Source organism: Actinomadura livida, assembly GCF_014648675.1.
Classification (GTDB): Bacteria; Actinomycetota; Actinomycetes; order Streptosporangiales; family Streptosporangiaceae; genus Spirillospora; species Spirillospora livida.
In genome coordinates, this window is the sequence record NZ_BMRO01000011.1 from 138239 (window position 1) to 162315 (window position 24077).

Here is a 24077-nt window from a genome sequence, read left to right on the forward strand (position 1 = left end):
CGGGGAGGACGCCGGCCCCTCCTGGCCGGCCGCGGCCAGGGCCGCCTGCGCGTCCTTGATCCGCTTCCAGGCGTCGCCCATCGCCGGGTAGTCGCCGTTCTTCTGCGCGGCCTCGTAGTCCGACACGGCCTTCTGCAGATCGCCGATCGCCTTCTGCGCGGCCGCGCTCAGCTGCGGCGGCTGGTCGCCGCCGTCCCCGTCCGGCTCCGACGTTGTCGGCGGTGGCGCCGACGTCGCGCCGCCGAGGACCTGCTTCAGCGCCTCGTCGAGGGTGTCCGCCGCGGCGATGCTGTCGCCGTACCTCACCAGGATCTTGCCGAGGATCGGGTACGGCTGCTGCTCCGTGCCGCCCGCCGCCATCGTGTACATCGGCTCGACGTACAGCAGGCTCCCGCCGAACGGGATCGTCAGCAGGTTGCCGGGCACGGTCTTCGTGCCGCCCTGTCTCAGCGCGAACAGGTCGGCCTTCACCTGCGTGTCCGTCTCGAACGAGTTCTGCACCTGCCCCGGGCCCGCCGGTTGCGCGTTGCGCGGCATCTGCAGGATCTGGATCTGCCCGTAGTCGCGGCCCGGTGTCGAGCCGACCGACATGAAGGCCGCCAGCTGCGGGTTGTTGCGCGGGTTGAACACCGTCGTCAGAGAGAACGACGCCTGGTCCTGGCCCGGCATCCGCAGGCTCTGGTAGTACGGCGGCTGCCGCTTGCCCTTCGCGGACGGGTCCTGCGGCACCTCCCAGAAACCCTCGCCGTTGTAGAACGCCGACGGGTCCGTGACGTGGTACTTCGCGAGGACCTTCCGCTGCACCTTGAACAGGTCCTGCGGGTAGCGGAAGTGCGCCTCAAGCTCCGGCGGGATCGACGAGCGCGGCTGGACGGTGTCGTCGAACACCTTCATCCACGTCTTGGTGATCGGGTCGTTCTCGTCCCACTGGTACAGGTGCACGGTGCCGTCGTAGGCGTCCACCGTCGCCTTGACCGAGTTCCGCATGTAGTTGACGTGGTCGTCGGCCTGCCGCGCCACCGCCGACCGGGTGTCGGTGATGGTGTCGCGGGTCGCGTCGTCGAGGCTCGTCTCCTCCGAGTACGGGTAGTTGTTCGCCGTCGTGTAGCCGTCCAGGATCCACAGGATCCGGCCGTTCACCACCGCCGGGTACGGGTCGCCGTCGAGGGTGAGCCACGGCGCGGCCTTCTGCACCATCTCCCGCGGCGCACGGTCGTACAGCAGCTTCGCGTCGTCGTTGATCGCGCCCGACAGCAGGAGGTTCTTGTCCTGGAACTTCGTCGCGTACAGCAGCTTGCGGAAGAACGAGTCGATCGCGACGCCGCCCTGCCCGTCGTAGTTGTTGCTCTGCTGGCCCGACTCGCTGTTGTCCGGGTAGTTCAGCTCCTGCTGGCCGCGCCCGCCCACGATCGAGTACGTCGCCGAGCGCTCGCCGAAGTAGATCTCCGGCCGGTCCAGCTTGATCTTCTGGTCGGGGGAGACCGGCATGTTCTTCGTGACGAAGTCGGGCACGTTGCCGTCGGCGAACCGGTCGCCGAACGCCGACACGAACCCGTAGCCGTGCGTGTAGACCATGCGGTCCTTCACCCAGCTGCGCTGCCCCTCCGGCGCCCCGGACAGCTCGCGCAGCGCCACCACCGTGTCGACCAGCTTCCCGTCGATCTGGTAGCGGTCGACGTCCAGCGTGTCGGGGAACCGGTAGAACGGCCTGATCCGCTGGAGCTGCTGGAACGTCTCGCCCACGACGTTCGGGTCGAGGACGCGGACGCCGCCGAGCTGGTCGGCCTCCTGCTGCAGCTTCGTCTTGTCCGTGACCGGTTCCTGCCCGTACTGGACGACCTTCGCGCCGTCCACCCCGTAGGCGCGGCGCGTGGCCTCGATGTTGCGTGCGATGAACTGGCGCTCCTTGGCCAGCTCGTCCGGCTTCACCTGGAACTGCTGGATCAGCAGCGGGTACACCCCGCCGAGCAGGATCGCCGACAGCACCAGCAGCGTGAACCCGACGCCGGGCAGCATCATCCCGCGGCGCAGCAGGTTCGAGAAGAACATCGCGGCGCAGATCAGCGCGATCACCGCGAGGATCGTCTTCGCCGGGATCAGCGCGTTCACATCGGTGTACGACGCGCCGGCCGTCACCCCCCGTTCGGAATGCACCAGCCCGTACCGGTCGAACCAGTACGCGACGGCCTTCAGCAGGATGAACACGCCGAACAGCACGGACAGGTGCGCCCGCGCGGGCGGGCTCGCCTTGTCGCCGGGACCCTGCAGCCGCAGGCCCCCGTACAGGTAGTGCACCATCACCGCGGCCACGATCGACAGGATCACCGTCGCGAAGACGACGCCGATGATCAGCCGCAGGAACGGATACGTGAAGACGTAGAACGAGACGTCCTTGTTGAACTGCGGGTCCTTCACACCGAACGGCGTCCGGTTCAGGAACGCCAGCCACACCGGCCACTGGCCCGCCACCGACGAACCCGTCAGCAGGCCCAGCACGCCCAGCATCGACCAGGCGATCAGCCGGCGGCGCGGATCGATCACCGCGCGGTAGCGCTCCAGGCCCTGCTGCTCAACCGACAGCGGCCGGTACGCGGGCCGCAGCCGGTACGCCACCGCGACGTTCGCGCCCACCACCAGCGCCATCAGCAGCCCTGCCCCGAAGAACAGCACCACCTTCGCCTGGACCTGGGTCGTATAGACGTCCGCGAACCCGATGGAACGATGCCACAGCAGGTTCGTATAGACCGACGTGAAGACCAAGAACACGGTCAGCAACACGGCCAGTACCACCAGTATCGGCAGCATCAGCCGTGTCCGTCCGGTGCCGAGCCGGCGCCCGAAACCGGGAGTCCGGAAGGTCAAGAGGCCCCTCCGATCGAGATCTCGCTCACCGGCCGCCCGCCGGTTCCTGTAGATGCAACTTACCGACTCGCGCGGGGGTTCCCGCACCTCCCCGCACCGAATGCGGGGAAGATGGGCCCGTGAGCCTTCTGGAAGAAGTAGTACTAGATCTTGAACGTCATTCGGCCCAGGAGGGCTGGGACAGTGCGCCACGGCTGTACGCGCTCGTCCGCAGCACCGAACTGCGCCGCGCCGAACCCGACCTCGCCGATCAGCTCGGCCTGCCTCCCGATGCGGACACTCTAGCCGCACTCGAACAACCCGCCCTCCCCGAGCGGGACGGCGTCGAGAGCGCCCTCGCCTCCATCGCCTGGCCCGAGGCCGTCGAAGGATGCGCCCTCGTCATGGAACGGGTCGTCCTCCCGCCCGAGGTCGAGGACGACATCCCCGAGGACGAGGCCGAGGCCGCCGAGTTCGCCGCGACCCACCCCGGACGCGAGGACGTGCGCATGGTCGTCGGCGTCCTCCGCGACGGGAACCGGCACTCCGCCCTCCGGCTCCGCCGCCACGACAGCGACGACGAGGTCCTCACCGGCCCCGACCTCGTCCCCGCCCTCGCCGAAGCCCTCGCCGCCACCTTCGAACCGGACGAACCCGCCGAAGGGTAACCTGCGGACTGTGACCCACGACGGTGTAGACCCAGACGGTGCCGGCCGCGACGGCGTCATCCGGCTGCTCGGCGTCCGCGAGACGCCCCTGTCCGTCGACGAGGTGTTCGCCGCCGTCAGCGCCCCCGGCGCCGGCGGCATCGCCGTCTTCGCCGGCACCGTCCGCGACAACGACCACGCCCGCGCCGTCACCGGCCTGTCCTACAGCGCCCACCCCACCGTCGAGCAGCAGCTCCGCGCCGTCATGGAGAAGGTCGCCGCCGACCACCCCGTCATCGGCCTCGCCGCCGTGCACCGCGTCGGCGACCTGCGCATCGGCGACATCGCCGTCATCGTCGCCGCCTCCAGCGCGCACCGCGCCGAAGCGTTCGCCGCCGGCCGCCGGCTCATCGACGACCTCAAGGCCCAGGTCCCCATCTGGAAGCACCAGACCTTCGCCGACGGCGGGGACGAATGGGTCGGCGCCTGCTGACCCCCGCGACCGCATAGAGTTTCCGGCATGTCCCGTCGTGCCGCCACCCTCACCGTCGCGAGCGTGATCGTCCTCCTCCTCGCCGTCGTCGGCTCGGTCATGCCGGTGCCGTACGTGGCGCTGACACCCGGACCCACGAAGAACACCCTCGGCACCGACGACGACGGCCGGCCGCTCATCACGATCGACGGCCGCAAGACCTACCCCGACGAGGGCCACCTCAACTTCACCACCGTCACCTACCGCGGCGGCCCCGGCGGACGCATCGACCTGTTCACCGCCCTGACCGGCTGGCTCGACGGCGACACCGCCGTCGTCCCCGAAGAGACGATCTTCCCCAAGGACGAGTCGCAGAAGCAGGTCGAGCAGGAGAACACCCGCCAGATGCAGAACTCCCAGCAGAGCGCCGAAGCCGCCGCCCTGCGCGAACTCGGCATCGACGTCGCCACCCGCGTCGTCATCGAGGACGTCCAGAAGGACCGCCCCGCCGACGGCGTCCTCAAACCCGGCGACGAGATCACCGCCGTCGACGGCACCAAGGCCACCAGCGTCACCCAGATCGTCGACGCCATGTCCGCCCACGACATCGGCGACACCGTCAACGTCACCTACAAGCGCGCCGGCAAAGAACACGAGGCCGCCCTCAAGACCGTCGCCGACCCCACCGGGGAACGCGCCGTCGTCGGGATCGTCCTCGCCGACCAGTTCAAGATCCCCTTCAAGATCGACATCAGCGTCGGCGACATCGGCGGCCCCTCCGCCGGCCTCATGTTCAGCCTCGCCATCGTCGACAGACTCACCCCCGGCTCCCTCACCCAGGGCAAGTTCATCGCCGGCACCGGCACCATCACCCCCGACGGCGAAGTCGGCGCCATCGGCGGCATCCAGCAGAAGATGATCGCCGCCCGCGAAGCAGGCGCCACCATCTTCCTCACCCCCGCCGACAACTGCCCCGACGCCCGCACCGCCCGCCCCGACGGCCTCCGCCTCGTCCGCGCCGACACCCTCCACGGCACCATCCAGGCCATCAACGCCATCAACACCGGCAAAGGCGACGTCCCCGGGTGCGAATAAACGACCCGACCACCCCTCCCCATGCCATAGACTTGAAGCATCACCGCGGGGTGGAGCAGTTCGGTAGCTCGCTGGGCTCATAACCCAGAGGTCGCAGGTTCAAATCCTGCCCCCGCTACGAGTCCTGAGGCCCGTGTGGTCGGATGTCCTGCATCCTTCCCTCGGGCCTCTTCGCTGCCTTTGGGGGGACGACCCCCCAATCCCCCCGGTTCCTCCTCCTTCCCCCACCCACCCGCCCCTGGGGCTCCGCCCCTAGCCCCTCCTTGGTTCTGGTTGTGGGGGTGTTCGGGGCTTAGGGGGTGTTGTTTTGGGTTGGTTCTCGGGGGGGATTGTCGTGGTGCTGGGTTAGTAGGTAGGGGAGCAGCATCTTCAGGGTGTTCGCCGCGTGCCAGGATGCGGTGACGTGGTGATCGTCGTTCTTCGCGGGGTTCGCGTCGTCTGAGATGCCGCGGACGACCACCCAGCCGTGTTGGCGGTTCGTGGTCGCGGAGCGTTCGTGGCATGCCTGACTCAGGCCTGCTGCCTCCATGTCCACCGCGAGGATCTTGTCGTTGAAGGCCGCCAGGTAGCGGACGATGTCGGAGTCGCGGTCGGCGATCACCGCGTCGCCTGAGGCGATGGGGCCATGGTGGAGCCGCAGGTCGCGGGACATGCCGCCCGGGTCCGCGATGGACAACTCGCCGGGATGGTGATCGGTGAAGAAGGCGTTGACGGCGTGCCCTACGGCAGCGGGAGTCTCGCGCTCCTCTCCGCGGCGGCTCGTGCCTTGGGGAGTCTCCTTCCGGAGGTCGTAGTAGACGACACGTGTCGCTACGACGACGTCATCCACCCGGACGTCCTTGTGCAGGCCGCCGCCAATACCCGCCAGGACGATGACCCCCGGATCGTGGTGGCGGTACAGGTTGTCGCACGCCGCCATCGCCGAACGCTGCCCCTGGCCTAAGGCCTGGATCGCCGCCACCTTTACGGGTGTCTCGCCTGTGTAGAAGCGCAACGGGCCAATTGGGTCCTCCTGGAGACCCAGAGCCACGCAGACAGCGGTTGTCTCCACATCGAGGATGGTGATGATGCCTACGTCGGTACCGTTGCGCCGATCGTCCGGGCGGGGCGTTGTCCCCAGGTTGACCACGGGGTGATCGCCCACTGCCGAGGACGTGATGTTCGTGGTGCCGCCCGTGTTCAGGACGCCGTTGACCCGAGTGTGCTCGTTCACTTCTGTGCTCCCTGCGTAGCTGGCTGAGGGGTGGAGTTCTGGTTGACCTGTGCGTTGGAGCCGACTGCCGACTGATTGATGTTCGTGGTGCCGCCCATGTTGAGGACGCTCGCGTTGACGATCGTCTCCGCCCGCTTCTCGAACGCTGAGGTGTCGATGTTGCGGGCCCACAGGAAATCCTCGGTCGCGTGCAATATCCGCTGCTCAATGATCTTCATGTGGCCGAGGATCGTCGTCTCGTCGAAGGCGGCCTCGTCCCAGGACACCGCCTTCTCCTCGCGGAGGCTGAACCGTGCCGCGCGGACACCGGGTGCGCGCCGGACGCGGGCCCGGACGTATCGGGCGAGGTAAACGGGGATTCCGAATGCGAGGCACGATCTCGCGGTTTCGGCCGGCAGGCTCTTCAGCACGTGAAGCGCCATGTGCGGGACGTACTTATTGCTGCGTTGTGCCCACCGTTCCACCGAACGGATGCCCAACGGCGTCCTCGTCAGTGCACACGTGGCGAGATCCAGGGTCAGCGACCGCCCTTTGACCGTCACCCGCACGAAGACGCTGGTGACCAGTTCTCCGGACGAGGTGACGCGCATTTCCAGGAAGTGCTGGCAGACATCCTCCGGATCGTTGATCACCGTCCTCCGGAAGTCCTCCTCGCTGCGGGCGCGATCGAGTCGCTCGAACGCGCCGCGGGCATCCGCCTCCTCGACGTACACGCGGTGCGTGACTCCGTAGCCGGGCAGCCGGAACGGATCGCCCAAGTGCCCGATCGGCCGCATCGTGGTGCGCAGGTGCGCTACGAGATCGTGCGCTCTGAACGGGGGGTCGACGTACTCGCGTCGCGTGATGTCGTCGGCGCCGCTCTGGTCGTGGAGGTCGCCCTTGCGTGGACGGAGCAGCTGGATGGTCAGCGGTGGCAACCAGCGATGTACGAGTTTGCCGCCGCCCACGAAGAAGCCCGGCTCCTTGTCCGATCGGAAGAAGTCGACGAAGGTCTCCGAGCCCTTTTGCCTGGGTCTGCGGTAAACGACGATGAGACTCCGTTGCTGGTTGTCAATCGCGTGCAGCCTGCGGTTCTTTCGCACGGGTCCCAGGGGGTCCCCGTCCAGTGTGGTCCTGATGGACCGGCGCCTTGCGGCGGTGACGGTGGCCGTCACCGCCGTGATCAGCGCGAGCGATGCCGCCGCCCAGCCCACGGTGAGGTGCAGCGGTGTCCGCGCGGCCCCTGCCGCCACGGCCGGAGCGGCCAGCAGGAGGCCGCATCCGGCGAGACACACCTTCAGTCGCCGCGTCTGCTCCTTCGGAGGATCCGCATCGGCTGCCTTCTCCTCCTGCTTCTTCCGGTACTTGGGCACGTAGCGGCTCGCGGTGGCCTTCCCTTCGTCTCGCAGATTTCCGGCCCGAGCCGGGCCGCGCAGGCGGCGAGCGGGATTAGGCCGAGGATGCAGAGCGCCGTGATCGCCGCGGGTGGACTCGACGCGGCCGTGATGCCGAGAACGGCGAGGATGCACACGTGCTGGACTGCGTCCAGAGTCCACGCCCTCCAAGCATGGTCGGCCACGGGGACGAGATTGAAGCCGTAGGAGGGGGCCGCGCGGTGCCGGAACGCGACGAGGACCTTGTTGACCACCAGATTCCGTAACTCCCGGTCCTGGTACACCGCCGCGCACAGTCGGCGCGTCGTCTCGTCGCCGCCGCCCCTGGGAACGGCCCCGGTCTTGATCAGTGACACTGCCTGGTGGCTCACCACGGCCCCCAACGGTCCTGATTTAAGGTACGAGTGACCTTAAAACGGGAACGAATTAAAGTCAATACGACCTTTAAAGGGTGTGGGATGGGGCGGACCGTGCAAGAGGCCATCGCGGTGACCGTGGACCTGGTGATCCTCACGATCCGGGGAGACGAACTGCAGGTGCTGCTCATCGAACGCGGGAAGGAGCCGTTCCTCGGCCTTCCGGCGTTGCCGGGGGGTCACGTGCAGCCGGGGGAAACGCTTGACGAGGCGGCACGGAGGGAACTCGCGGAGGAGACCGGGCTCGACGGGGGGACGCTGCACCTGGAGCAGCTGCGGACGTACGGGGATCCCGAACGCGATCCACGCGGGCGAGTGGTCACGGTCGTGTATCTCGCGCTCGGCCCCGACCTACCGGTGCCGCAGGCGGGCACGGACGCGCGGGCCGCGCGCTGGGTGCCGGTGCAGCGGGTGGACGGTCTCGCCTTCGACCACGAAGTCATCCTTCAGGAGGCGTTGGAGAGGGCCCGGTCGCAGTTGGAGTACACGACGGTGGCGGCGGCGTTCTGCCCCGAGCCGTTCACGGTCGCGGACCTGCGGCACGTGTACGAAGTCGTCTGGGGAGTAGTGCTGGACCCGAGCAACTTCCGTCGCAAGGTCACAAGGGCGGAGAAGTTTCTGGAGGCGACGGGAGAGCGGAGGATGGCGGAGGCCGGACGCCCCGCGGCCCTCTACCGCCGAGGCCCGGCGAGGCTGCTGTCCCCGCCTTTGCTTCGCGCCGGTGGTGTCGCACGGGCTCAGTTCTCGACGCTTTCGCTGCGGTGACCTGAATCCTGGAGGTGGGGGGAGAGGGTTAGGGCTAGGTGGAGGGTTAGGCGGTCTTGGCCGTTGGTCAGGGTCAGGGACGTCAGGGCCTCTATGCGGCGTAGGCGGTGGTAGAGGGTTTGGCGGTGGATGTTCAGGGTCTTGGCTGTTTGCTGGATGTTGCCGGCCAGGTCCAGGTAGGTGCGGGCTGTTTCCGCCAGGTCTGGGTGGGCTTGTAGGCGGGTTGTGCCTGGGGTTTGGGTTGTTTGGGTCAGGGCCTCGTCGCCTGCGGTTCTGAGGAGGCGGAGGGCGCCCAGGGTGTTCCAGTCGCGGGTTTCGCCTGGGGTGGCTACGCGGGCGGCCACTCGGGCGCGTTGCCAGCTTTCGTGGACGTCGTCGAGGGTCGGGCAGGGGGAGTGGACGCCGATCTGGACGGGGGCGTTGCGTTCTTCCAGGAGTAGGCGGGCTCGGTCGAGGGTGGTCGGGGTGGAAGTTGTGGACGGGATCAGTAGGACGTGGTCTCGTTGCCAGAACGTGGTCAGGACCGAGTGGGGGAGCAGCCAAGGGTTCAGTGGTTCGGGGCTTGGGGTTCGCAGGACCGCGACTGTGAAGGGCGGGGCGGTTATCCCTGTCAGGTCGTCGGCTGCTCGGGTGCGGGGCTCCGGGTGGGTTGATAGGAGGTCGGCGACCTTCCAGCCCAGGTCGTCGCGTTCCCTGGCCTGGCGGGCCATGAGGAGGGCGGCGCGGTCGCAGAGGGGCATCGCTTCGGCTGCCTGGTCGGGGGTTATGCGTTCCTCGTCGTCCAGGAGCCAGAGGTAGCCGTAGGTGACGTTGTTCCAGCGGACGGGCAGGCACAGGCGGCCCAGCTGGCCCAGGGAGGGGTCGGCCGGGATGCGGACGGGGCCCTTGGCGCGGGCGATGCCGTGGCTTTCGAAGCGGGCCCGGACGGCGCCCGTCGCGCGGCGGCGCAGGATCGAGTCCAGCCGGACGGGGTCGATGGTGTCGCCGTGGGCGGCGTAGGCGACCAGGTGGAAGTCGCGGTCCTCCAAGGTCGCGGGGGCCTGGAGGAGGCTGGCCGCGTGTTCCGCGATCTCCTGTAGGTCGTCCATAAGGTCCTTCGTACGTTTGTATGAAGAAGGTGCGGTGTGGAAGTTGCATTTGACTATAGGGGTGGGCGTCGGGGGCTTCTAGCGTGCGGAGTGTTCCTCGTGCTGGAGGTTCCCGATGCCGAACCCTGTGCTTCTTGCCGCCGCGCGTAGTCGGCGGATGCGTGACGTGGTGACGTCCGTGCCTCTGACCAAGGGGGTCGTCGACCGGTTCGTCGCTGGTGACGACCTTGAGTCGGCGGTTCGTGTTGTCGAGGCTCTGGTCGGGGGTGGGGTCGCGGTCACCCTCGACCATCTCGGTGAGGACACCGTCGAGGTTGGGCAGGCGCGGGATACGCGGGATGCCTATCTGCGCTTGATGGCGGTGCTTGAGGAGGGGCGGCTTTCCGAGGGTGCCGATGTCTCTTTGAAGCTGTCGGCGCTTGGACGGGGGCTCTCCGAGGGGCTTGCGCTCGACTATGCACGGGATATCTGTGCTGCTGCTGAGCGTGTCGGTATGACGGTCACTCTTGATATGGAGGACCACACGACGGTCGACTCCACGCTGGAGGTCCTCGGCAAGTTGCGGGTTGACTTCCCGTGGGTGGGTGTTGCCGTACAGGCGATGCTGCGGCGTAGTGAGGGTGATCTGCGGGACTTGGCGGGCTCGCGGGTGCGGCTCGTCAAGGGGGCCTACGCCGAGCCCGTTTCGGTGGCCTTTCAGGGTCGGCGTGAAGTCGATCTCGCTTATGTGCGGGGGCTGCGGACGCTGATGGGCGCGGACGGGTATCCGATGATCGCCACCCATGATCCGCGGATCATTGAGATCGCGTCCTTGCTGGCTGGGGAAAGGGCGCCCGGGTCTTATGAGTTCCAGATGCTCTACGGGGTGCGGGTGGCCGAGCAGAACCGGTTGGCGCGGCGGCATCGGATGCGCGTCTACGTGCCCTACGGCGTCGACTGGTACGGCTACTTCATGCGGCGCCTGGCCGAGCGGCCCGCCAATCTCGCGTTCTTTCTCCGTTCGTTCGTTTCCCGCTGACCAGGAGGATCTCCTTTCATGGACGCCGTGACCAACGTCCCGACCCCGGTGAATGAGCCGGTGCGGGGGTACGCCCCCGGCAGCCCCGAGCGCGCCCGGCTTGAGGCCAAGCTCGCCGAACTCGCCGGGGAGACGCCGATCGATCTGCCCATGACGATCGGCGGACGCCGGAGGCTCGGCGGCGGGGCCAAGGTCGCCGTCGTGCAGCCCCACCGGCACGCCGCCGTGCTCGGGACGTTCGGGAACGCCACCGAGGACGACGCCCGGGACGCCGTCGCCGCCGCGCTGGAGGCCGCCCCCGCCTGGCGGGCGCTGTCGTTCGACGACCGGGCCGCGATCTTCCTGCGGGCCGCCGACCTGCTGTCCGGGCCGTGGCGGGAGACGATCCTCGCGGCGACCATGCTCGGGCAGTCCAAGACCGTCCAGCAGGCCGAGATCGACAGCCCCTGCGAACTCGTCGACTTCTGGCGCTTCAACGTGCACTATGCCCGGCGCGTCCTCACCGAACAGCCGATCAGCGAACCCGGTGTGTGGAACCGGTCCGACCACCGGCCGCTCGAAGGGTTCGTCTACGCGATCACCCCGTTCAACTTCACCGCGATCGCCGCCAACCTCCCGACCGCGCCCGCGCTGATGGGCAACGTCGTCGTGTGGAAGCCTTCACCCACGCAGACCTACTCGGCTGTGCTCCTCATGCGGCTGCTCGAAGCGGCCGGCCTGCCGCCCGGCGTCATCAACCTGGTGACCGGGGACGGGCTGGCGGTGTCGGACGTCGCGCTCGCCCACCCGGAACTCGCCGGGATCCACTTCACCGGGTCGACGGCGACCTTCCGGCATCTGTGGAAGACGGTCGGTACCAATATTGAGAGGTACCGCGGGTATCCGCGGCTCGTGGGGGAGACCGGCGGAAAGGACTTCGTGGTCGCCCACCCCTCGGCCGACCGGCGCGTACTGAAGACGGCGCTGGTGCGTGGCGCGTTCGAATACCAAGGGCAGAAGTGCTCTGCGGCTTCGCGGGCTTATATCCCTAGGTCCATTTGGGACGGGGGATTTGCTGACGAGCTTGCTTCGGAGGTCGACGGGCTCGCTGTGGGGGACGTTGCCGATCTGAGTAACTTCATGGGTGCCGTGATCGACGAACGGGCCTTTGCCAAGAACAAGGCGGCCATCGATCGCGCCCACGCCGATCCGGGTGTGCGTGTCCTGGCCGGGGGGACCTACGACGATTCCGTCGGGTACTTCGTCCGGCCTACCGTGCTCGTCTCCGACGACCCCGAAAACGACATCTTCCGCACCGAGTACTTCGGGCCCATCCTCGGCATCCACGTCTACGACGACGACCGCTACGACGACATGCTCCAGCAAATGGAATCCGTCTCGGCATACGCCCTCACCGGCGCCATCATCGCCGACGACCGCGCCGCCGCCGCCCACGCCGCCGAAACCCTCCGCTACGCCGCCGGCAACTTCTACATCAACGACAAACCCACCGGCGCCGTCGTCGGCCAGCAACCCTTCGGCGGCGCACGCGCATCCGGCACCAACGACAAGGCCGGATCCGTCCTCAACCTCCTCCGCTGGACCTCACCCCGCTCCATCAAGGAGACCTTCGTCCCCCCGACCGACCACCGCTACCCCCACATGGGCTGACACCCCACCCCCGACGAGCCCCGAACCAGTTTGCCTAAGCCCCCACCGCCCCATACAGTTAACCCATCACCGCGGGGTGGAGCAGTTCGGTAGCTCGCTGGGCTCATAACCCAGAGGTCGCAGGTTCAAATCCTGCCCCCGCTACGAGTCCTGAGGCCCGTGTGGTCGGATGTCCTGCATCCTTCCCTCGGGCCTCTTCGCTGTTTTTGGGGGGACGACCCCCCAAACCCCCCGGGTTCCTCCGCCTTCCCCCACCCGCCCGCCCCTGGGGGCTCCGCCCCTATCCCCCCTGCGGCTCTGCTTGTTTGTCGCTGTCGCCCCCTCCGGCTGGGCACTAGCTTTTCCCTACCGCTTCTTACAGCTGGCTGGAGGACGGGGTGGGCGACTCGGGGACGGTCGGGGATCGGCTTCGGCGGGCTCGGCGGCGGCGGTTCGTCGGGCGCGGCGGGGAGATCGAGCTGTTCCGCGGGGCGCTCTCGGACGGGGCGTTCGCCGTGCTCTTCATGCATGGGCCCGGTGGGGTCGGCAAGAGTGCGCTGCTCGGGGAGATGGCGGAGGCGGCGCGGCAGGCCGGGGTCACTCCGGTGCTCGTGGACGCGCGGACCGTCACGCCCGAGGCGTCGGCCTTTCTGCGGGCCGTGGAGGCGCCGGGGGCGGGGCGGTACGCGGTGCTCGTCGACACCTACGAGATGCTCGCTCCGCTCGACGACTGGGTCCGGGAGCAGTTCGTTCCGGGGCTGCCCGCCGACACCGTCGTCGTGCTCGCCGGACGGGACGCGCCCTCGGCCAGGTGGATCGCCGACGCAGGATGGCACGAACTGCTGCGTGTGGTGTCCGTGCGCAACCTCAGTCCGTCGGAGACCAGGGACTATCTCTCCATTGAAGGCGTCCCCGAATCGCTGCACGAGCGGATGCTGGAGCTCGCGCACGGGCATCCGCTCACCCTTGCGCTGCTCGTGGACATGGTGCAGCGGCAGGAGGAGGTGCCCGGGGCGCTGCGGGCGGCGCCCGACATCGTTCGGGCGCTGCTGGCTCGGCTCGTCGACCAGGTGCCCGGTCCCGGGCACGCGGAGGCGCTCCAGATCTGTGCGCACGCGCGGTTCACGACCGAGGAACTGCTCCGAGGCATGCTCGGTGACGACGCCGGGACGCTCTTCCACTGGCTGAGAACCCTGTCGTTCGTCGAGGAGCGGGAGTTCGGGCTGTTCCCGCACGACGTGGTGCGGGACATCCTGGACGCCGATCTGCGCTGGCGCGACCCGGACGGGTACGCGGGGCTGCACCGGCGGCTGCGGGGCCACTTCGTCGAGCGGGCGCGGAGGTCGGCCGACGACGAGCGGGTCAGGCACCAGACCGTCGCGGACATCATGTTCCTCAGCAGGGACCACCCCATCGTCAAGGGGTACTGGCGGCTCACCGGGCTCGGGCAGCTGTCCGCCACCGGGCTGCGGCCCGGCGACGCCGAGACCGTGCTCGCCATGACCCGCGAGCTGCAGGGCGAGGAGCAGGCCGCCTGCGCGGCGCAGTGGATCGAGCGGCAGCCCGCGGCGTTCGGGGTGTTCCGGGACGGGACGGGCGAACCGTTCGGGGCCGCGGCGTACGTGGAGCTGAGCGAGGACGGCATCGGGGACGATCCGGGTGCGCGGGCGATGTGGGAGCACGTGCTGCGGCACGGGCCGCCGCGGCCCGGGGAGAGCGTCATGGCCTGGCGGTTCTTCGTGGACACCGAGCCGGGCGCGCGGCCCACCCGGTCCGAGACCATGATCCGGCTCTGGCACGGGCAGGAGATCATCACCGGGGCGCGCAAGGCGTGGGACCTCGTCGCCGTCCCCTCGGAGCGCGAGTACTGGGACCCGCTGCTGTCCTTCTTCGACTTCCACCACGCGCCCGAGGCGGCCTTCCGGATCGGCGGGCACCGCTACGACGTGTACGCCCACGACTGGCGGGTCCTCGGCGTCGACGAATGGCTCGCGCTGACGGCCGAACGCGAACTCGGAGCCCCCGTCACCGCGGCCAGCGCGCCCGAACTCGTCCTGTCCCAGCCGGAGTTCGCCGACGCCGTCCGCGGCGCCCTGCGCGACCTGCACCGCGCCGACCGGCTCGCCGGCAACCCCCTGCTGCGGTCCCGGCTCGTGCGCGGGGCCGACGACCCCGCCGGGGAACTGCGCAGGCTCATCGAGGAGGCCGCCGCGACGCTGCGGGACGACCCCCGCGAGGAATCGCTGCACCGGGTCGCCGACCGGACGTTCCTCCGCCCGGCCCCGACACAGGAACGCGCCGCCGAGATGCTCGGGCTGCCGTTCAGCACCTACCGGCGGCACCGCAACCGGGCCGTCGAGCGGATCGCCGGATGGCTCTGGGAACGCGAACTCTACGGAGGAAACGGCCACCAAGTGGACGGCTAGTGGCCTGGCGGGTGGACAGCGGCCCGCCGCATCGTCGCCTCATCGACCGACATCGGGAGGCACGAGATGCGAGTCATCGGAGAGCACGCGGTGGTCCTGGGCGCCGGCATGGCGGGACTGCTCGCCGCGCGGGCCCTGACCGGGGCGTACGAGCGGGTCACGATCGTGGAGCGCGACGGCGGGTCGACCAGGGAGGCGCGCAAAGGCGTTCCGCAGGGCAGGCACGCCCACGTCCTGCTGCCGCGCGGGCAGCGGACCCTGGAGGACTTCTTCCCCGGCCTGGAACGGGAACTGGTCGACGGCGGCGCCGTCGTCGCCGACCCGGGGACCGACCACCGGTTCGTCATGGGCGGCCGCACGCTCCTGCGGCGGGCCGGGACGGAGCGGGCGATCCAGGCGAGCCGCCCGTTCCTGGAGCGGGCCGTCCGCGAGCGGGTCGCGGCACTGCCCGGCGTGCGGTTCGCCTGCGGGCGGGACGTCGTCGGGCTGCTCAGCGGCGGGCCGGGCCGGATCAGCGGCGTGCAGGTCATGCCGAGGAGCGTCGGCGGCGCCGCCGAGGAGCTCCGCGCCGACCTCGTCGTCGACGCGATGGGACGCGGCGGCCGCACCCGGTACTGGCTGGAGCGGCTCGGGTACGGACCTGTGCCCCGCGAAGAGATCGACATCGGCGTCGGCTACGCCTCGCGCCCGATCCGCCCGGCGCTCGCCGCGCGGATCGGCAGGGCCGTCGTCGTGGGCCCGCGGCCGGGGCGGTCGGCGGGGATGGCGCTGGTCGCCGTCGAAGGCGACCGGTACCTGCTGACCGTCGCCGGGCTGAACCGGCGTCCCCCCGCCGACGACGACGGCTTCCTCGCGTTCGCGCGGGAACTCGCGCCGCCGGACGTGTTCGAGGCGATCCGCACGGCCGAACCGCTCGGCGGGATCGCCACGCACCGGTACTCGTCCGACCTGCGCGTCCGCTACGAGAAGGTACGGAACCTGCCCGAAGGGCTCGTCGTCACCGGCGACGCCCTGTGCAGCTTCAACCCGATCTACGCCCAGGGCATGACGGTGGCCGGCCTTGAGGCCGAGGCACTGCGCCGCTCCCTGCGGGAGGGCCCGCGCGACCTGGCCCGGCGGTACTTCCGGGCGGTCGCGAAGACGCTCGACGACCCCTGGCGCATGGCGGTCGCGGCGGACCTGTCCCTGCCGGAGGTCGAGGGCCGCCGCAGCCCGGCCATCAAGATCATGAACGCCTATGTGGACCGCGTCCAGGCAGCCGCGGCCCAGGACGCGGCGGTGGGGGAGCAATTCTTCCGGGTCATCGGCCTGCTAGACCCGCCGACGGCGCTCATGCGCCCCGCGGTGCTGGCACGTGCCCTGCTGCCCGGCGGTCGCGGTCGCGTCGCGGCCCCCGTCGCCAGGGAAGAGCACGCCACTGCATGAGGCTTCCATTGCACCGCCACGCCCACCTACCTGAGTGATCACCTCACGGGTCGTGCGGCCGGAGGCGCCCCAGGCGCCGGAGGTCGCACGACCCGACGCACGGGGCGCCGTTTCACGAGACGCGGAGCGGATCGGGAAACGGTGCGCCGTGCGCAACGGGGGTTCCAGGGGGTCGCCCCCCTGGGCTGGCTACGCTGGGGTTATGCGGACTGGCGTGGCGGGGCTTTTGGATGTTTGCTGCGTGGTCGTGTTCGTTGCCATCGGGCGTGCCACGCATGAGGGGGCTGCGTCCCTTACTGGGTACCTCGGGACGGTCTGGCCGTTTCTCGTCGCTCTGGGGGCCGGGTGGGTGCTCGGGCGGGTCTGGCGGCGGCCGGAGGTGCTGGTGCCGTCGGGGGTCGTCGTGTGGGTGACGACGCTGGTGGGCGGCATGGGGCTGCGAGCGCTGGCGGGGGACGGGACCGCTCTTCCGTTCGTCGTCGTGGCCACGGGTTTCCTGGCGCTCACGTTGCTCGGGTGGCGTGCCGGTGTGCGTGTGGCGGGTACGCGGAAGGGCCTGTCCCGGCAGGGCTGAACGCCTTGTGGAACGTCTCCAAATGACCGCCTGGTCTCTTTGCTGATCGACTCGGTTGACTGCGACGCGCCATCCTGATGAAGTTACCCGCGGGTCACGTTGGTGGCGGTGGGCGACGCGAAAGGGACACGATGGCATCTGCGCTGCGCGACTGGCTGGAGAAGCCGAACGGCGGACGTGGCGTTCACCTGGCGGCCGACGACGGCGGCTGGGAGTTCCGCGACTACGGCGAGCTTGCCTCCGGCGCGCGACGCACCGCCGCCGCGCTCATCGAGGAGGGCGTGCGGCCCGGGGACGTCGTCTGCCTGATCCTGCCCACCGATTTCACGTGCATCGAGGCCTACTACGCGGTGTGGGCGGCGGGGGCGACCGTGTGCCTCATCACCCCGCCGCTGTTCCAGGACGGGGACGACTACGTCGCGCACGTCGCGGCGATCCTGCGGCAGGCGTCGCCCGCGCTGGTCGTCGCGTCCAAGGACCTCACCGAGTACGCGGGACGGGCCATGGCCGAGGCCGGCATGAGCGGCGAGCCGTGGCAGCCGCGGCAGGCCGTGGACGAGGCGGACGTGCAGCCGGCGGGCGAGCTGGCCCTGCTGCAGTTCACGTCCGGGTCCAGCGGCGCGCCGCGCGGCGTGATGGTCACCTGGGCGAACCTGGAGGCCAACTCCGACCTGATCGTCCGGGAGTCCGGGTACGAGGACGGCGACGTGGTCGCCACGTGGCTGCCGCTCTACCACGACATGGGGCTCATCGGCACCTTCATCACGCCCATCGCGCGGCAGGGGATGCTGCGGCTGATGCGGCCCGACCACTTCATCCGCGACCCCGCGCGGTGGATCCGCCTCTTCGCCGAGGCCGCGCACACGGCCGCGCCCCCGTTCGCGTACTCGTACTGCGCGCGGCGGATCAAGCCCGAGCAGCTGGAGGGCCTCGACCTGTCGGGCTGGAAGATGGCGCTGATCGGCGCCGAGCCCATCGACCCGAACACCCTGGAGGTGTTCGCGCAGCTCGTCGAGCCGTTCGGGTTCTCGCGCACGATGTTCAAGCCCGCCTACGGCATGGCGGAGACGACGCTGCTGGTCACCATGGACAGCGAGCAGCGGCCGCCGCTCGCCGTGCGGCCCGACCCCGAGTCGCTGTCGTTCGGGGAGCCCGTCCGGATCCTCGACCAGCACCGGCTGGGGCCGGAGTCGCTCGGCGCGAAGGCCGGGTGGGTCGTCGGGTGCGGCACGCCGGAGAGCGACGTGCCCGTCATGATCGTGGACGACGACGGGGCCGAGCTCGGGGACGGGCTGCTCGGCGAGATCGTCGTCGGCGGGGCGTCGGCCTGCCCCGGGTACTACGCGGGCGCGGAGGCCAAGTCGACGCGGTTCATCGACGGGCGGGTCTTCACCGGGGACGCCGGGTTCTTCCACGAGGGGCAGCTCTTCGTCCTCGGGCGGATGGGCGACAGCATCAAGGTGCGCGGGCGGTCCGTCTACGTCGAGGACCTCGAAGCGAAGATCGCCGAGGTGAGCCGGCTCGGGAAGGGCCGCATCGCGGCCGTCGCCGTGCCGGACGCCGGCCGCAAGGGCCTCGCCCTGTTCGCCGAGACGCAGGACGAGTCGTGGACGGCCGCCGTCCGCGAGATGCTGCGCCGCCGGCTCGGCGACGACGTCGAGCTGACGATCGTCATCGGCACCGGGCTGATCCAGCGGACCTCCAGCGGCAAGCCGCGCCGCCGCTACATGTGGGAGCGGCTGAAGTCGGGGAAGATGGAGGGCGCGCGCATCGTCCCCTGATTGCGGAGGCCGGTTGCGGCGCGACACGATGGCGCTGACGCCGTGAAAGGTGCGCGATGCCGGCTGTAGCCAGAACGCTCCTGCGCCTGGGCTCCCGCCTGGGCTCCACCGCACAGAACGCCCTGGAGGTCGCCCGGTTCGGCGGGTTCGACACCGACGAGGACGCGTCCCCCTGCGAGGTGGTGACCGAGCAGCGGGTGTACCGGCTGCGGCACTACTTCCCCGGGGCTGCGGGCGGGCCGGTGGTGCTGCTCGTCCCGCCGCTGATGATCACCGCGGAGGTGTACGACATCTCCTCGCGGGTCAGCGCGGTCCGGGTGCTGCGCGACCTGGGCGTCGACCCCTGGGTGGTCGACTTCGGCGCGCCGGAGCGGGAGCCGGGCGGGCTGGAGCGGACGGTCAGCGACCACGTCCTCGCCGTCAGCGACGCCGTCGACCGCATCCGCAAGGCCACCGGGCGGGACGTGCACCTCGCCGGGTACTCGCAGGGCGGCATGTTCGTCTACCAGGCCGCCGCGTACCGGCGCAGCGAGGGCATCGAGTCAGTGGTGACGTTCGGCAGCCCGGCCGACACCAGCGTCGGGCTCCCGTTCGGGCTGCCGAGCTGGCTCGCGGCCGAGGGGGTCGAGCGCATCCCCGACGCGCTGCTCGGCGGGTTCGCCGTGCCGGGCTGGGTGACGCGGCTCGGGTTCCAGGTGCTCAGCCCCGTGAAGTCGGTCCGGTCGCGGGTCGACTTCATCCTGCAGCTGCACGACCGGGAGCGCCTCGCGCCGCGCGAGCGGCAGCGCCGGTTCCTGGAGCGGGAGGGCTGGGTGTCGTGGCCCGGCCCGGCGCTCGCGGAGTTCATCCGCCAGTTCATCCAGCACAACCGGATGCTCACCGGCGGGTTCGTCATCGGCGACCGGCCCGTCACGCTGGCCGACATCACCTGCCCGGTGCTCACCTTCGTCGGGGAGGTCGACGAGATCGCCGGGCCGCCCATGGTCCGCGGGATCAGGCGGGCCGCGCCGCGCGCGCAGGTGTACGAGGCGTCGCTGCCCGCCGGGCACTTCGGGCTCGTCGTCGGCAGCCTCGCCATCGCCCGGACGTGGCCCGCGGTGGCCGCGTGGGCGAAGTGGCGCGCGGGCGACGGGGAACTGCCGGGCATCGTCGCGCCCGTCACCGGGGACGAGGAGGCGGCCACCGCCGAACTGCCCGGCGGGCCCGCCGGCTACGGGCTCCAGCTCGCGATGGGCGTGGGCGCGGGGGCCGCCCGCTCCGCGTTCCGCACGGCGGCGCGGGCGGTGCACGGCACCCGGGAGCTCACCGGGCAGGCGGCGCAGAACCTGCCGCGGCTGGCCCGGCTGGAGCGCATCCAGCCCGACACCCGCATGTCCATGGGCCTGCTCCTGGACGAGCAGGCGCGGCGCAGGCCGGACGAGGTGTTCTTCCTCTACCACGGGCGCGGCCACACGCACGACGCCGCCAAGCGGCGCATCGACGCCGTCGTCCGCGGGCTGGTCCACATCGGGGTGCGGCGCGGCGACGCGGTCGGCGTGCTGATGGGCACCCGGCCGACCGCGCTGGCGCTGGTGGCCGCGCTGAGCCGGCTCGGCGCCGTCGCGGTGCTGCTGCGCCCCGACGGCGACCCGGACGCGGAGGCGCGGCTCGGCCGGGTGACCCGCGTCATCGCCGACCCCGAGCACGCGGAGCGGGCCGCGAAGCTGGAGGGCGTGGACGGCTACGTCCTCGGTGGCGTCGGACGGGCGGAACGCGGCCCGCTGACCGACATGGAGGCCATCGACCCCGAGCGCGTCGAGCTTCCCGGGTGGTACCGGCCGAACCCGGGGCGGGCCGGCGACCTGGCGTTCGTCGTGTTCACCGGGGAGGGGGAGCTCCTGCGGGCCAGCCGGATCACCAACCGGCGCTGGGCCCTGTCGGCGTTCGGGACGGCGTCGTCCGCCGCGCTGTCGCCGTCCGACACCGTCTACAGCATCACCCCGCTCCAGCACCCGTCCGCGCTGCTGATGAGCCTCGGCGGCGCCGTCGCGGGCGGTGCCCGGCTCGCGCTCGCCGGGGGATACGACCCCGCGACGTTCTGGGACGAGGCGCGCCGCTACGGCGTGACCGTCGCGTCCTACACGTGGCTGCTGCTGCGCGACCTGGCCGAGGCGCCGCCGGACCCGGCCGAACGGCACCACGCCGTCCGGCTGTTCATCGGCTCCGGCATGCCGCGCGGTCTCTGGCGGCGCGTCGAGGACCGGTTCGCGCCCGCCCGGGTGCTGGAGTTCTACGCCTCCACCGAGGGCGAGTCGGTGCTGGTCAACCTCAGCGGCAAGAAGCCCGGCTCGCTGGGCCGCCCGCTGCCGGGCAGCGCCGGGGTGCGGCTCGCCCGGTACGACCTGGAGAGCGGGCGCCTGGAGGAGGGGCCGGACGGGTTCGCCGTCGAGTGCGAGCCCGGCGAGATCGGCATGCTGCTCGCCCGGTCGCGGCCCCCCGCGGCCGGTGCCGAGACCCGGTGCGTGCGCGGCGTCTTCCACCCCGACGACGCCTGGACCATCACCGGCGACCTGTTCCGCCGGGACGCCGACGGCGACTTCTGGATGGCCGGGCGGGAGACGGAGCTGATCCGCACGGCCGAGCGGATCGTCCCGCCGGGCCCGATCCGCGACGCGCTCGGCGACCTGCCCTACATCGACACCGTGGCCGTCTACGGGCTCCCGGCGGGGGAGACGGAGATCGTGGCCGCGGCGGTGAGCCTCCGCGACGTGGGCGAGCTGAAGCCCCTGGACCTGTCGGAGGCCATGCTCCGGGTGGAGCCGGAGCTGCGGCCGGCGATCGTCCGGGTCGTGGACGAGGTCCCCCTCACCGCGGGCGGGCGGCTGCGGACCGCGTCGCTGCGGGACGAGGGCGTCCCGCCCGCCGGCGACGGCCGCACCTACCACCGCACCAGGGCGGGCGCGTACCGGCCGCTGACGGACGCCGCGCGGCGCCGGCTCCTCGCCGCCCCCGCGGGCCGCCAGGCGCGCTGACCGGGGAGTCACAATTCACCGGCCGCAAGCCTGGACTTACCGGTGTCCCCTGCGTTACAACAAAGCAACAGATTTCGGTCTTTTGTTGCACGCGTTCCGGAGGGGTCATGACGAGCGTCCTCGCGCCGCCGCCGCAGGGCAGCGGCCTGAAGCCGGTCCCCGGCGTGCCCGGCATCCCGTACATCGGCAGCACCCTCGCGGTGATGCGCGACCCCATCGGGATGGCCCGCAAGCGCTACGACCAGTACGGACCCGTCGCCTGGGGGTGGCTGCTCGGGCAGCGGACCGTCACCGTCCAGGGCCCCGAGGCCGCCCAGGTCGTCCTCGTCAACCGGGACAAGGCGTTCGCGAACGGGCCGGCGTGGAGCTACTTCATCGGGCCGTTCTTCAACCGCGGCATCATGCTCCTCGACTTCGAGGAGCACCTGCACCACCGCCGGATCATGCAGGAGGCGTTCACCCGTCCGCGGCTCCAGTCCTACATGGAGGCGATGGCGCCCGGCATCGTCAAGGGCGTAGAGGCGTGGCAGCCCGGCGACGGGTTCAAGGTCTACGACCACGTCAAGCAGCTCACGCTCGACCTGGCCGTCGACGTCTTCATGGGCGTCGAACTGGACGACGCCGAGCGCGACCGGGTCAACGGCGCGTTCATCGACGCCGTCCGGGCGGGCACGGCCTACGTCCGGTTCCCCGTCCCCGGCCTGCGCTGGCACCGCGGGCTCAAGGCCCGCAAGGTGCTGGAGGAGTTCTTCTACCGGCACCTGCCCGCCAAGCGCCGCGACGGGGGTGACGACCTGTTCGCGGCCCTCTGCCAGGCCGAGACCGACGACGGCGAGCGGTTCACCGACGCGGACGTCGTCAACCACATGATCTTCGCGCTGATGGCGGCGCACGACACGACCACCATCACGATGACCTCGATGGCGTACTACCTGGCCAAGCACCCCGACTGGCAGGAGCGGCTGCGCGAGGAGTCGCTGGCCCTCGGCAAGGCGCAGCCCGGCTACGACGACCTCGACCACTTCACCGGCACCGACATGGTGATGAAGGAGTCGCTGCGGATGGTCGCGCCCGTCCCGGCGCTGCCGCGCAAGGTCGTCAAGGACACCTCGATCCTCGGCTTCCACATCCCGGCGGGCTCGCTCGTGGTCGTGCCGATGCTCAGCAACCACCACATGGCCGAATGGTGGCCCGACCCGGACCGGTTCGACCCCGGGCGGTTCTCCGCGGAGCGCCGCGAGGACAAGGTCCACAAGTACGCGTGGTCGCCGTTCGGCGGGGGCGCGCACAAGTGCATCGGCATGTACTTCGCCGGGATGCAGGTCAAGACGATCCTGCACCAGGTGCTGCAGCGGTACCGCTGGAGCGTGCCCGCGGACTACGAGTGGCCCCTGGACACCACGTCGCTGCCGTCGCCGAAGGACGGCCTCCCCGTCCGCCTCGAACGTCTGGAGCAGAGCTGATGGCCAAAGCCGGTGAAGGCGCTGTGGCGGGCGAGGTCGTCGCGATCACCGGGGCCGCGCGGGGGATCGGGCTCGCCACCGCGCGGGCCCTGAAGGCGGCGGGCGCGACCGTCGTGATCGGCGACATCGACGAGACCGCCGTGAAGGAGGCCGCCGCGGCGCTCGGCGTCACGGGCCTCACCGTGGACGTGACCTCCCGCGAGTCGTTCACCGCGTTCCTCGACCGGGCCGAGGAGTCCGCCGGGCGGCTCGACGTCCTGGTCAACAACGCCGGGATCATGCCGATCGGGCCCGTCACGGAGGAGAGCGACGCCGACGCCCGCCGCTGCATCGACGTCAACGTGCACGGCGTGATGCTCGGCACCAAGCTCGCCCTCGGCCGGATGCTGCCGCGCGGGGCCGGGCACGTCGTCAACATCGCGTCGGTGGCCGGGATCATGTTCACCCCCGGCCTGGCCCTCTACAACGCCAGCAAGGCCGCGATCGTGGCGTTCACCGAGGCGACCAGGCTGGAGGTCGAGGGCCGGGGCGTGCGCGTCGGCGCCGTCCTGCCGACGTTCACCAACACCGAGCTGGTCGCCGGGACGCGCAGCCCGAAGGGGCAGCGCAACTGCGAGCCCGAGGAGATCGCCGCCGCGGTCGTGGCGATGATCGGCAGGCCCCGGCCGCAGACCGTCGTCCCGAAGCGGCTCGGCCCGCAGATCCGGATGGGCGCGCTGTTCCCCGACAGGGTCAGGCAGGCCGTGTCGCGGCGCCTCGGCCTCGACTCGATCTTCCTGGAGTACGACCCGGATGCGCGCAAGGACTACGACGCCCGCATCCGCTCCGGCTCCTAGCCGG

At 70.5% G+C, this 24077-nt stretch carries 18 protein-coding genes and 2 tRNA genes; 15 read left to right on the forward strand and 5 right to left on the reverse strand.

What is annotated here, in order from left to right; genetic code table 11:
* Positions 1 to 2805, reverse strand: a 2805-nt coding sequence (locus IEZ03_RS25515; RefSeq protein ID WP_229808576.1) for a UPF0182 family membrane protein, incomplete at its 3' end; no start/stop codon positions are given.
* Between the two features lie 176 nt (positions 2806 to 2981).
* Here IEZ03_RS25515 and IEZ03_RS25520 point away from each other — a divergent pair.
* The 4 genes from IEZ03_RS25520 to IEZ03_RS25535 all read left to right on the forward strand — a co-directional run bounded on the left by IEZ03_RS25520 (position 2982) and on the right by IEZ03_RS25535 (position 5173).
* Positions 2982 to 3509 (forward strand): PPA1309 family protein, encoded by a 528-nt coding sequence (locus IEZ03_RS25520; RefSeq protein ID WP_184887603.1) that lies wholly within the window; start codon positions 2982 to 2984, stop codon positions 3507 to 3509.
* Between the two features lie 10 nt (positions 3510 to 3519).
* Positions 3520 to 3981 carry a molybdenum cofactor biosynthesis protein MoaE gene (locus IEZ03_RS25525; RefSeq protein ID WP_184887601.1) on the forward strand — a complete coding sequence of 154 codons (462 nt, stop codon included), beginning with the start codon at positions 3520 to 3522 and terminating at the stop codon, positions 3979 to 3981.
* A 27-nt stretch (positions 3982 to 4008) separates the two neighbouring features.
* A complete protein-coding gene (locus tag IEZ03_RS25530; RefSeq protein ID WP_184887599.1) occupies positions 4009 to 5055 on the forward strand; it encodes a YlbL family protein in 1047 nt (348 codons plus the stop codon).
* A 44-nt stretch (positions 5056 to 5099) separates the two neighbouring features.
* A tRNA-Met gene (locus IEZ03_RS25535) sits at positions 5100 to 5173 on the forward strand.
* Positions 5174 to 5347: 174 nt separating this feature from the next.
* On the opposite strand, the gene IEZ03_RS25540 is transcribed toward IEZ03_RS25535, so the two are convergent.
* Genes IEZ03_RS25540 through IEZ03_RS25550 form a run of 3 tightly spaced genes read right to left on the reverse strand, consistent with a single transcriptional unit; the run spans position 5348 to position 7997 of the window.
* Positions 5348 to 6268 (reverse strand): 5'-methylthioadenosine/S-adenosylhomocysteine nucleosidase family protein, encoded by a 921-nt coding sequence (locus tag IEZ03_RS25540; protein WP_184887597.1) that lies wholly within the window; start codon positions 6266 to 6268, stop codon positions 5348 to 5350.
* Complete coding sequence (locus IEZ03_RS25545; RefSeq protein WP_184887595.1) at positions 6265 to 7620, reverse strand: AbeC-like domain-containing protein; 1356 nt, start codon at positions 7618 to 7620, stop codon at positions 6265 to 6267. The genes IEZ03_RS25540 and IEZ03_RS25545 overlap by 4 nt, the downstream gene beginning before the upstream one ends.
* Positions 7545 to 7997 (reverse strand): hypothetical protein, encoded by a 453-nt coding sequence (locus IEZ03_RS25550; protein WP_184887593.1) that lies wholly within the window; start codon positions 7995 to 7997, stop codon positions 7545 to 7547. The genes IEZ03_RS25545 and IEZ03_RS25550 overlap by 76 nt, the downstream gene beginning before the upstream one ends.
* 102 nt (positions 7998 to 8099) lie before the next feature.
* Here IEZ03_RS25550 and IEZ03_RS25555 point away from each other — a divergent pair, with 102 nt between their 5' ends.
* Positions 8100 to 8822, forward strand: coding sequence for an NUDIX hydrolase (locus IEZ03_RS25555; RefSeq protein ID WP_184887591.1), 723 nt, complete (start codon positions 8100 to 8102; stop codon positions 8820 to 8822).
* Here IEZ03_RS25555 and IEZ03_RS25560 read toward each other — a convergent pair.
* Positions 8795 to 9910 carry a PucR family transcriptional regulator gene (locus IEZ03_RS25560; RefSeq protein ID WP_184887589.1) on the reverse strand — a complete coding sequence of 372 codons (1116 nt, stop codon included), beginning with the start codon at positions 9908 to 9910 and terminating at the stop codon, positions 8795 to 8797. The genes IEZ03_RS25555 and IEZ03_RS25560 overlap by 28 nt on opposite strands.
* Before the next feature lie 115 nt (positions 9911 to 10025).
* Between IEZ03_RS25560 and IEZ03_RS25565 the strand changes: the two genes are divergently transcribed.
* The 10 genes from IEZ03_RS25565 to IEZ03_RS25610 all read left to right on the forward strand — a co-directional run bounded on the left by IEZ03_RS25565 (position 10026) and on the right by IEZ03_RS25610 (position 24073).
* Positions 10026 to 10928 (forward strand): proline dehydrogenase family protein, encoded by a 903-nt coding sequence (locus tag IEZ03_RS25565; RefSeq protein WP_184887587.1) that lies wholly within the window; start codon positions 10026 to 10028, stop codon positions 10926 to 10928.
* 18 nt (positions 10929 to 10946) lie between these two features.
* Positions 10947 to 12578, forward strand: coding sequence for an L-glutamate gamma-semialdehyde dehydrogenase (gene pruA, locus IEZ03_RS25570; protein ID WP_184887584.1), 1632 nt, complete (start codon positions 10947 to 10949; stop codon positions 12576 to 12578).
* Positions 12579 to 12648: 70 nt separating this feature from the next.
* Positions 12649 to 12722, forward strand: a tRNA-Met gene (locus IEZ03_RS25575).
* 233 nt (positions 12723 to 12955) lie between these two features.
* A complete protein-coding gene (locus tag IEZ03_RS25580; protein WP_184887583.1) occupies positions 12956 to 14983 on the forward strand; it encodes an AAA family ATPase in 2028 nt (675 codons plus the stop codon).
* A gap of 66 nt (positions 14984 to 15049) precedes the next feature.
* Positions 15050 to 16408 (forward strand): FAD-dependent oxidoreductase, encoded by a 1359-nt coding sequence (locus tag IEZ03_RS25585; protein WP_184887581.1) that lies wholly within the window; start codon positions 15050 to 15052, stop codon positions 16406 to 16408.
* 202 nt (positions 16409 to 16610) lie between these two features.
* Entirely contained in the window at positions 16611 to 16982 is a 372-nt protein-coding gene (locus IEZ03_RS25590) for a DUF3054 domain-containing protein (protein WP_184887579.1), read from the forward strand.
* Positions 16983 to 17113: 131 nt separating this feature from the next.
* Positions 17114 to 18763 carry an AMP-binding protein gene (locus tag IEZ03_RS25595; protein ID WP_184887576.1) on the forward strand — a complete coding sequence of 550 codons (1650 nt, stop codon included), beginning with the start codon at positions 17114 to 17116 and terminating at the stop codon, positions 18761 to 18763.
* Between the two features lie 56 nt (positions 18764 to 18819).
* Positions 18820 to 21774: an AMP-binding protein gene (locus IEZ03_RS25600; RefSeq protein ID WP_184887574.1), complete on the forward strand. Its 2955-nt coding sequence runs from the start codon at positions 18820 to 18822 to the stop codon at positions 21772 to 21774.
* Positions 21775 to 21881: 107 nt separating this feature from the next.
* Positions 21882 to 23237, forward strand: coding sequence for a cytochrome P450 (locus IEZ03_RS25605; protein ID WP_184887572.1), 1356 nt, complete (start codon positions 21882 to 21884; stop codon positions 23235 to 23237).
* Entirely contained in the window at positions 23237 to 24073 is an 837-nt protein-coding gene (locus IEZ03_RS25610; RefSeq protein WP_184887569.1) for an SDR family oxidoreductase, read from the forward strand. The genes IEZ03_RS25605 and IEZ03_RS25610 overlap by 1 nt, the downstream gene beginning before the upstream one ends.
* Positions 24074 to 24077 lie beyond the last annotated feature (4 nt).